Source organism: Anabaena sp. UHCC 0399 (assembly GCF_034931465.1).
Lineage (GTDB): Bacteria > Cyanobacteriota > Cyanobacteriia > Cyanobacteriales > Nostocaceae > Trichormus > Trichormus minutissimus.
The window spans coordinates 93,324-103,913 of the sequence record NZ_JAYGGZ010000010.1 but is presented as its reverse complement, the minus strand read 5'-3'; the positions used below and the strand labels follow the sequence as shown (position 1 = coordinate 103,913).

Genomic DNA, 10,590 nt, shown 5'->3' with positions numbered 1-10,590 from the left:
AAATTGAACTTGGCCGCGAACACCACCACCGACGCTGGTTTTCGGGGCTGGATCTTTGGGGGGTTTAAATTCCAAACTAATGAGAACTTGATTGCTAACAGTAGAATGCTCTTGAGGGAGCAGGCTGGCTAATGTCGTCTTACTTGTTAAAAGTAGTATGTTGCTAACAGTAATAAAGCAAAATATTTGAGCATTAAATTTCATCATTTTCGCATTTTTTGTGAGGTTTACAACCAATTACCGACAAGAACGAAAGAAGACCAAAAATAGGGATGTTTGTATAAAGGATTAGCCATGATTTTTATTTGTGCCTGTTGCAATGCCTCTGCTTTGTTGAGTTTTGGGTTACTCAATTCGGCATAAAATTCTTTCATCAAGGAAGAAGTAGATTCGTCACTGACTGACCACAAACTAGCTATAGTGCTTTTAGCACCAGAACGCAAGGCAAATCCAGCTAAACCTAAAGTTGCACGATTATCACCTACGGCTGTTTGACAAGCACTCATCACCAATAATTCAATCGGTTCTAAATTTTTTTGTCTTCTATTTTTAAATAAATTGTCAAAATCTTGAATGGAAATGCGATCGCCCCAGGTCAACAAGAAGGTTTCTTCTGGGTTAGAACTAAATTGACCGTGAGTAGCTAGGTGAACTATGGGGAAAGATTTATTGGCGATCGCTGCTTTTAAGGTATCGCGGGTAAAATTATTATCTAGCAATACTTGAGAATTAGCTTCTGTTGTGACTTGTTTAATTTCTCCTGTCACTCCTGGTAAGGGATTGAAGCCTTGGCGCGCTTCCGTTAGTCCAGCAGCTAACACGCTCAATTTTTGGCGTTGTAGTCCTTGAGGAAATAGTTTTAAACCAGGACTGAGGGCGACACTATAATTTTCAATTAAATACTTTTTACCATCATACAGAACACCCATTGGTAAGTTTCGCAGCAAACTATCTGGCACAAAAACTAAAGTTTTGATATTACTTTTGGTGAGTGTCGCTTGGGCAGGTGCAACCAGCCAGTTATATACTTCTTGAGAGACTCGCAAACGCTCGTCATTGGGATAACCAGGGGACAGGGAAGAGTAAAGTTGTTTTAAGGTCGTTTCAACTTGCTGCTTTGACAGTAGGGTGCTGTAATGGCGTAGAGGTTGATTAGGAACTGAAAGAATGACTTCGAGGCGATCGCTTAAAATAATTGGATAAAGAACAGCTGCGTGCAAGTCAATTTTCTCTAAAACTACAGGATTGTTATTATCTAAACAAGCATCGCGAAAAAAGTTATCTAGTTCAGCTATTTGCAAAGCTTCCATCACTTGCAGAGCTTGTTTCAGGTTGCTTTGATTATCTTTTTGCAACAACAGACTGACGTAATCTCGATAGATTGGTTCAATAGTTTCTTTAAAATTAAACTGGACATCTCGATTAATCGCCACTAAATCACTACGCAGAGATTGCAAGTTATTAAAAGCAATATCATAAGCAGCGATCGCACTATTATTATCTCCTTGTTGTTGAGCAACTATACCTAACTGTCCCGCCGCACGCGCCACTAAATCAGTAGCATTAATTTCTTGAGCTATTGTTAGTGCTTGTTGTGTCAACATCGCTGCATCTGCCAACTGGTCGTTTTTTTGGTAAAGTTTACCTAGTTGGTTAATAGAATAAGCTTCGGCTCTTGGATCTTTGATGTCTTTGGCTTGTTGAATAGCTGTTGCTAACAATTGAGCAATTTTGATGGTGTTGGTGTCTGAAACTGCTTTTTTGCTTTTCCCAGATGCTTCTAAATTTATCAAACTTTCTGTGAAATTAATCTTGGCGTAAATAGCAGGACGACTCGGAGGAAGTTGAGCAAGATTAGTTTCGATTTCTGGTATTAGTGTTTGTGCTAATTCCCAGTTTTGGAGTTTAACTAATAAGCTCAATTGATTTAATTGTGCTTCTAATTTAATCTGTGGTTCTGGAGATAATTTAATGGCTTCTTGGTAGTATGTCCAAGCAATATCATCTTCTTGTAAGTCTTGGGCTACGTTACCAATACTAAATAAAACTGCACTTATATCAGTTAGTGAGTTGAATTGCTTACTAATTTCCCAACTTTTATCTAGTATTATTTTGGATTGCTTTAAATCACCAACAGTTTGCATAGCAATCCCTAAACTTCTCAATCCTTGAGCTTTCAAGAGATTATCAGGTTGATTTTGCAATTCTTTCACCAATTCTTCTAACAAGGTTTTGGCGCGGTAATATTGTCCCGATGCTTGCAAACCTTGTGCTTGATTAATTTGGCTGATGAGTTTACCTGTTTTATCACCCGTGCGCTCATAGGTTTTTGCTGCTTGCTTCCAAGTATCTATAGCTGTGTCAGTTTGTCCTTGTAGTATTTGGAGCATTCCTTGGGTATTTAATGCTTGTGCTAATAGTAAAGTGCTTTTAGCATCGAGATTTTTTAAGCTTTTGCTGATGTTTATACTTTCAGCGATCGCAGTTTGCGCTTGGGGAATTTTTCCTAAATCTTTATATGCTAAAGCTAAATAATTTAAAACTTGAGCTTGATTAATCAATTCTCTTTTTGATTGATAAATTTTCAGGACATTTTCCCAAATTCTGGAAGATTCTGTGTATTGTCCAGCTTGATAGTATTTTTTTCCTTGTTGTAATAAATCTGAAGGATTTGATAGTTGTTGATTTTCCTTATTTGCATCGGATATTATAGATTGATTCGCAACAGCAGGAATATTATTAATAGTTAATAACAGACTTAATGTAAAGCAAATATAAAAAAGACCAATAGTATTAATTTTGATTTTAAGAAATGACGAAAATTCTTTCTTGTTTAAATATTTATAGCTCTTTCGCCTAGATATTTTTTTCATATTTATATTTAAAAAAAATAATTTATCTGGATATTTTATATATAAAATTTATTAATTTATCAAAGTTTATAAATCTCTACAATTAGGATGTTTTGACGATGAACTCTCTTGAGGTAAAGATGCTACTAATTCTACTTGTCCTTGGGCATTAATTATCCAATTTGTGGCTGCAATAATTTGTTGTCTTGTGGGAGGAATTGCAGAAGAAGTATTTGCTTGATTGCTACTTTGTATAGTTGTAAAATCTCGTGTGTCTGACAAAAGAGCTTGACTACGAATAGTTGCAGTGGGGTCTGTTGGTAACCCTCCCCTACCTGTGATGGTAAAAGAATTACCCCCTGTGGATGTACAACTAGCAGTAACGATTTGATTGTCGCGATCGCTCTGTGGGTTTGATAATTTGATCAAAGCTGAACTCGGAGCAGCGTCTTGTTCATCAATTAATCCAAGACTAGAAACTTCTGGTAGTGGACTAGAAACTTCTGGTAGTGGACTAGAAACTTCTGGTAGTGGACTAGGAACTTCCGGTAGTGGACTAGGCACTTCCGGTAGTGGACTAGGCACTTCTGGTGATGGATTAGGACTTCCTAATTTAATGTTGCTGGTAGTAATATTACTGAATGGGGTAGGTGTATCAGAAAACTCGATTCCTTGAATATCTCTGGCGTTAATATCAATATTGCCACCACTACCAAAAAAAGCATTAGCTGAAATATCACTGTTTTCTTCAGGAACAGCGAAGAGTAAATCTGTTTTGATAGTGATGTTAGCACCGTTTCCACCTGTAGTTTCATTCCCTGCGATCGCCGAAATCCGACTTCTACGGCGTAATGATAACAAATCTGCTATCTGTAAGTTAATATTAGCCCCTTCCGTACTGGCTGTTTTTGTAGAAATTACAGCTTGATTGTCGAGGGTTAATTTATTTGCTTGAATATCTATACCACCACCAATACCACTTCCTTGGCTATCGGTGGAAATAGCAGCACCATCGCTAATCTCAACAAGTTTAGCATTGACGAAGATATTACTACCATTACCAATAGAACTTAAAGTTGTCTTAGAAAATACACCTGTATTCGCACCATATAAAAGAACTTTGTCTTCAGCTTCGATTAATATATTGCCAGCATTTCCTAACCCTTCTATTTGAGAAAATACCTGACTACCATTAGTAGCGGTCAAGGATATAGTATTAATCTCTATATTGCCTGCTTTCCCTGCATCTGCACCTATGCTCTGGCTGCCTATTTTGGATTCATTTAACAAAATTTCATCCGCATTAATCATGACTTCACCAGCATTACCACCATTGCTGATGGTAGATAATTCAGCTTGGTTCGCTTCTAAAGAATTAGCGGTAATGATCAGCTTCCCACCTGTTCCTGTTGCGCCTTGATAAAGATGACTTTTTACATCATTACTCAAGAAAATAAATGGTGCATTTAGGATCACATCACCGCCTTTTCCTGCACCATAAGAAGCACTTTCAATAAATGATTCTCTACGTGGAGCTTGTTCTTGAATAATGGCAGATTGACTCTTAAAAGTAATGTTACCTCCCACTGTCCCAGCAGAAATAATTCGTGATGATGGCGGCATAACTATATCATCATGAGCTAAAAGTGTGATATCTCCACCAGGTTTGGAAAATGCCAATGTAGAAGCATCAATGCCAAAACTCGACATAGATTGAGGGGTAATAATTTTCCCTCGTGAATCAATTACAATATCACCACCTTTGTCACCACTACCAAATATATTAAGTGCCGATTTAACTGTGATATTGCCCGGTAAGGAAGAATTTGGTTGATACTGATTGGTTAGAAAGACCAGTCCGCCTGAGTTGATAATTTGATTGATCGTAATATCTGCACTTGTTGGTCGACCCTCTGTGCTAGGAATAGGTGAAAAAACATTCGTATTTCCTTGAATTCCCGTTGGGTTAAAATTGGTAGTCCCAGCCCTAATATCAACAGTAGGTTGATCGCTGCCATCAATGGAAATTTGTGTTACTCCATCAGAGAGAGTTACTGTTTGCTTAATAAAATTAGTTGTATCTGGACTGTTAATATTAATATTATTAATAGTGACGCTGCCACCTGCAAAAATATGGATGGATGCTCCTGTATAATTATTAAAACTCACATCTCCACTTGAACGAATAATAGGGTCATCAAAGCTCCTTAAATCTCCTCTTTGAGAGTTCATTTGTTCGATGCTAAAATTACCGCCACTAAAAAACTGAGCGTCCCCATCAATCGGATTAGCGGAACGGAATACCATATCTTTTCCAGAAAAGAAGCCACTGGAAGGATGATTTAATGCAGAGATGTCTATTTTATTGCCTTGAGCTAATAGTTTTTGTTCAGCCGAGGCTATGAAAGGGTTATTGAGGCTGTCCCGAACTTTTAGAGTATCGGTAGCTTGCAAAACTAAATTACCACCTGCTCTCAATTGCCCTTGTAAGTCAAGTCTTGTACCAATTAAAGTCAAGTTTTGTCCAACTGATAAGTTACCAGTATTAGAGATCGCACCTTGGGGCGGTAACCAACTCTCTAACCCCGGCTGAAGATTAACCCTTAATAAAGGGGGTGCTTTGGGATCTTGAGTAGTAAATTGATCACCGTTCTGAAACAGAAGAGAGTTGCTGGTGCTAGCAAAAAAAGAACCAGAGATATCCAAACGCGCATTTTTGCCGAAAATTATCCCGTTAGGATTAATCAAGTAGAGGTTGGCATTTCCCAATACTCCCAGTGTACCGAAGATATTAGAAGCGTTGTTTCCTGTAACTCGACTCAGGATATTTTCGACTCCAGCCGGATTAGAAAAATAAATCCGTTGCTGATTACCAACGTTCAAATCTTGAAAACTATGGAATAGGTTACTACCTCGAATCGCTCCCCCATCTATGCGATCAATCTGACCTTTGGGACTTTGGACATTAGGTGTAAAAACAGAGTGTTCGACTCCTAAACTGTCGTCAGGAACTACCTCAGCTACAGCAGTCGTTGACGAACCAAGAATATAGGCGATCGCAACACTCCTTGTTAAAATTTTCATCAGCATGGTAGCCCTATCATCTCCTCTGTTTCAGCAATACCTGCATTTTTGTTCCACTTGAGGTCAATAATCTTGAACTTTGATTAATTTACGCTTGAGTAGATATAGGCATCCCAACCCACTTATAGCTAAAATTCCTATCACTGGACTAGGTTCAGGAACACTTGCGGAAACAACAGACGTTACTAAATTGACATTAATATAAGTATTTGTATCGTATGACAGTCCTTGCAAATTAACACTAATGGTATCAGCCGTAAAACTGATGCGAGAGTCATTAGCATCTAGCCCGACCATATTAGTCTCTAATATAAATCCCGTTAAAATACTACTATCATGAAAGTCTAAACTAGAAAGTCTAAATCCGTTAAATAGGCTAGGGAAAAATCCAGAGTCCTTGGAAAAATTAACGATAAACCCTTCTGTTTCTGGGTTGACCGCAAAAATAACATCAGAAGTACCATCAGTTTGATTAATCAGATCGGCAAGTCCGGGCTGAACCAACCTGGTAGTAGATGCCAATACTGTGCTTGAATCAGGGATTAAGTAATCATACTTAATTGTATCACCAATCAATGAACTTGCTGTGGCTATTTCAACTTTCATTCCCACAGCTATGGTGACACCCGCAGATATCACTATGGTCAGTAATTTATTAATTAAGCCCATTTTTTGCCTAAATTAAAGATTTTTATCTCAAATCTGATTATCCTCTAGTTTAGTTAAAAAAAGCACTATTAATAGAAATTTTACAGGATTCTACTTACTTCTTCATAAAAATTTTAATTTTGTTGCTTTGGTGTTGTGATAGATGTGCCTGAAAACACTGTTTGAACCTAAAATTGCTCCCTTCTTTTAAGACTTGTCATTAACAACATTTTTCACGCTAGTAAGTGATAAAATCTTTGTCTCAGCAAACAACATCTTCACTACAAGTTAAGTTACAATATTTAATTTTATTTGTATCAAATTTAGCAGTACGATTAATTTGGTTTCAAACTTTGGAAAAACTACACATTTAGGGTGTTGATTTGATTTGCTATTGTGACAAATATTCTTCTATCAAGAATAAAATAATTGCAAAAAATATACAGCAGATGATGATAGTTTTGTCAACAACATCAACAAAATAATACAAAGGCACTTACAGAAATATTACAGCTAAACGCTGCAACCAAATCTTTGAAAATTTTATCAGAATTATGAATTTAAATTCCAGTAAATATGTTGAAGAGATTCAATTGCTCCAGGTTGATCGATACCTGCCAGAAAAAGTCAGAACTTACATCGAAGAAAATTACTATGCCAAAGTTAATCAGCAAGCAGAGTTAGATTATGCTGCTAGAAATGAAGATTTTATAGCCAATCCCCTTCAGCACGTTGCACTTTATTCTGATCATGGTGTCGTTCATGTCAGAGATGTTGCTCGCAATATCTTAGTTGTGCTGGAAGCCATTCATGGAGTTCTCATTCCCCAAAGAGAGCCTCTGTGGTTTGATTTTATGAAAGGTTATGGAATCATAATTGTCTATAACCATGATATGGGAATGCTTGATTTTTCGGCATTTGGTCGGGCGATGCACCCAGAATTTGTCACCCAAGAAGTATTCAGCCCAGCTTTTGATCAGGTAATCGATACGATTTGGACTGAAAATTGTGGCAATGTGTCTTGGCGTTTAATTAATTTAGCTGATCAAGGAGCATTGACAGAAGATCCTAAACTTGTGTTACGTGAAATGGTATCAATGGGGGTTGCCCACAGTAAAAGCAAAGTTCCTATTGAGGTATTGAATAATCCGCAACAGCTCAGACAGGTAATGAGACAAATTGCTACGGTTAATTTGCATCACCTTTATCACCAACAACAAGTAACTAAAGCCGAAAATAAATTAGCTCAGGCTAAAAACTCTCTACAAGAACATCTGAAAATCGAGAAATTAGAAATAGCTTTACTGCAAGTTAAATCGACTCAGGCAGAATTTCTCAAACAGGGAACTAGCCCCCGTAACGAACGCATCGATCAATATTACAGTGATTTTGAAAAACAGGCATTTTCCTGGCTGGTTTGCGATCATCCAGAAACACAAGCTTTAATTGTTGATGTGAGTGACACTATCCGTGCTTTGCGAGCCGCCGATGCTTTGCGACAGAGAGGTACAGTTTACAAAACATCAGGAGGTTATCAGATTTTTGTTGACCAAAATACAGCTAAGGCAATTTATGCTTTGCAAAAAGGAAGCGGGGAATTATTTTTATTAGAAGCAGCAAATCCTCTCAATGCTGGAGAAGCAAACATTGCTAGTAGTGAATTAACTGCTAACGGCGATTTAAGAATATCTTTCAATCGAGGTTCTTTTTCTAACCAAGATGCTGCACAACGGGCTGCTTACAATTTAGCTGTTGTAATTGACGACATTCAACGCGATATTATCGACACCTTTAGCCGACCAGCTAACGCCAATGATGTGATTAAGAAGAGTGAAAACATTGAAATTTTATTAGAAAATACTGACGACAACCTAGATTTTGCTGAAGCTGTGCAAACAGAATTAGGGAAAATCGCTTCAGAGATAGGATTGAAGAGCAGAGTTGTCCCCTCACTCAAAAATATTGACCCGGAGGAACGCGATCGCTATTTGATTGCTAAAGAACTAGATTGGTCGCTGGAACAGAAACAAAAAATCCTGCTGAGAGTTTCTCAATCTGGTCATAAAATCCAAAATATTGATCCGCTCAAGGCTTTTACTGATGTGTACTTATCCGTCCTTAAAGAAGGTGAAACATTAATCAAAGCGGGATCGCCTCCCGGTTTTGTTTATATTCCTATGGGTATAGGGCTAGTAAGTAACCCATTAGGTGGGTATCAACCCCAAGGTGTAAAACCTTGGATTCCGTTAGGTAATATTCGCGTTATTCGGGGAGATCAACAGGAAGCAACCATTACAGCCGAACAGCAACTTGAACTCCTGATCATTCCTAAAGAGATTTACCTCAAATATTGGCACAATACCTACAATGCCGAAGAATTTTCGCAGCAAATCTTGCGTATTTACGCCGAAGATAATTTACAAGAGTTAGAGCAGATTTTTAATATTCTCCGCCAAGTTGCCCTAATTGACAAAACTTTGGATGATACCGAAGTTGACTTCATTCAACAACTACTGGAATCTTACCGAATTAACTACTCCACTGAAGAAGTTCGAGAAAAGTTGTTAACTGGTGAAGATAGCGACTTTGTTAGTTTACGGCAAAGCGTACTAGATTATCTCTCATTAGATCCGCCCTATTTTCAAGTAGGGAGACTACGAGATTTGTTAAATCTGTTAGTAAAAGTTGACGAGGAGATTTCAGCAGAAGAATCGCTGATTCTGTCAGAGTTAAATAATTTACTGGACAGTTATTTAGCAGATGAAACGATCCCAAAACAGTTCAAAGTCTTGATTATTCCTACTACTTCTGAGCAAAACCAGGGAATTAGAACAATATTTCCCACCGCCCCAAAAGTTGAAAATCCTTGGGGAAAAGCCTATCTATGCGGTTCTTTCTACTCGAAGGAATACGCCAATATGATTTTGCAAAGATATCGCAATTTAAATTTCTACGCCATTCTGGAAGAAGACGAATATTCAGTATGACAAACTCCCAAAATCAGCCTATTCCAGTGATTATCGATACAGATGGTGGTGTTGATGATGCCTTGGCTCTGATTATGGCATTGAATTCACCACAATTAGACCTGAAAGCAATTACAGTTTTAGCTGGTAATATTCATGTAGATCAAGCAGCTAACAATGTATTGCGGGTACTAAGTATTGTTGAACCCAAAACTTTACCAATTGTTGCTAAAGGTTGTGAAAAACCTCTGATTAAACCGCCCTTGAATGCTGCGGGTATTCATGGTGCAGATGGGCTGGGCGAACTAGATCAATTTAAAGCAGCAGATGGTACAGCCCGCTATCCGCAACTAAACATTGAACCATCTACAGAGAATGCTATTGATGTCATTCTCAAGGTAGCCCAAGAGTACGGCGGTAGTCTGAATATTGTTGCTTTAGGCCCCCTAACAAATCTCGCAACGGCAATTCAAAAAGATGCCGCAACCATGAAACAAATAGGTCGAATTATCATCATGGGTGGGGCTATCACCGTACCTGGAAATATTACGGCCGCGGCTGAATTTAACTTTTTTGTAGATCCTCATGCTGCTCAAATCGTGATGGAGTCAGGAATTCCCTTAACATTGGTGGGTTTAGATGTGGCAATGAAAGCTCCTCTTCCCCGCCAAGTTGTGGAAGATAATTTACAGCGTCGTCCTGCAAAAGTTACCCAGTTTATAGCCGATTGTACTGGAATTTATATGGCTTTCTATCGTGATCATGAAGGCTTTCATGGTTGTTATTTACACGATCCTTTAGCAATGGCAGTTGCTATTGATCCGAGTCTAGTTACGACTGAATCATTCTATATGATGGTTGAAACTGAAGGACGATTTACCACTGGTTTGTCACTAGCAGATCGGCGCGATCGCCGAGATGATAAAACTAATCCACCTAATGTAGAAGCCTGTTTAGATGTTGATACTGAAAGGTTTTTAAAGCTGTTTGATCAACTTATCTCGCCCTGACTACTTAATGTATTTATGGCACTATTGTTG

6 protein-coding genes are annotated in these 10,590 nt (G+C 38.1%); 2 read left to right on the top strand and 4 right to left on the bottom strand.

The window, feature by feature from the left end; genetic code table 11:
• The 4 genes from VB693_RS07940 to VB693_RS07925 all read right to left on the bottom strand — a co-directional run.
• Positions 1-207, bottom strand: a 207-nt coding sequence (locus VB693_RS07940; RefSeq protein WP_323265785.1) for a hypothetical protein, incomplete at its 3' end; no start/stop codon positions are given.
• A 20-nt stretch (positions 208-227) separates the two neighbouring features.
• Entirely contained in the window at positions 228-2,873 is a 2,646-nt protein-coding gene (locus VB693_RS07935; RefSeq protein ID WP_323265784.1) for a CHAT domain-containing protein, read from the bottom strand.
• Positions 2,874-2,939: 66 nt separating this feature from the next.
• Positions 2,940-5,936: a filamentous hemagglutinin N-terminal domain-containing protein gene (locus VB693_RS07930; RefSeq protein WP_323265783.1), complete on the bottom strand. Its 2,997-nt coding sequence runs from the start codon at positions 5,934-5,936 to the stop codon at positions 2,940-2,942.
• 63 nt (positions 5,937-5,999) lie between these two features.
• On the bottom strand, positions 6,000-6,605 hold the full coding sequence (locus tag VB693_RS07925; protein WP_323265782.1) for a PEP-CTERM sorting domain-containing protein: 606 nt from the start codon (positions 6,603-6,605) through the stop codon (positions 6,000-6,002).
• 533 nt (positions 6,606-7,138) lie between these two features.
• Here VB693_RS07925 and VB693_RS07920 point away from each other — a divergent pair.
• Together VB693_RS07920 and VB693_RS07915 are read left to right on the top strand one after the other, a co-directional pair.
• Entirely contained in the window at positions 7,139-9,571 is a 2,433-nt protein-coding gene (locus tag VB693_RS07920) for a hypothetical protein (RefSeq protein ID WP_323265781.1), read from the top strand.
• Positions 9,568-10,560 carry a nucleoside hydrolase gene (locus tag VB693_RS07915; RefSeq protein ID WP_323265780.1) on the top strand — a complete coding sequence of 331 codons (993 nt, stop codon included), beginning with the start codon at positions 9,568-9,570 and terminating at the stop codon, positions 10,558-10,560. Before VB693_RS07920 ends, VB693_RS07915 begins: the two co-directional genes overlap by 4 nt.
• Positions 10,561-10,590 lie beyond the last annotated feature (30 nt).

Coding starts and splice junctions, on each gene's coding strand:
- VB693_RS07935 (WP_323265784.1), bottom strand. CDS start 2,873: ATGAAAAAAATATCTAGGCGAAAGAGCTATAAATATTTAAACAAGAAA.
- VB693_RS07930 (WP_323265783.1), bottom strand. CDS start 5,936: ATGAAAATTTTAACAAGGAGTGTTGCGATCGCCTATATTCTTGGTTCG.
- VB693_RS07925 (WP_323265782.1), bottom strand. CDS start 6,605: ATGGGCTTAATTAATAAATTACTGACCATAGTGATATCTGCGGGTGTC.
- VB693_RS07920 (WP_323265781.1), top strand. CDS start 7,139: ATGAATTTAAATTCCAGTAAATATGTTGAAGAGATTCAATTGCTCCAG.
- VB693_RS07915 (WP_323265780.1), top strand. CDS start 9,568: ATGACAAACTCCCAAAATCAGCCTATTCCAGTGATTATCGATACAGAT.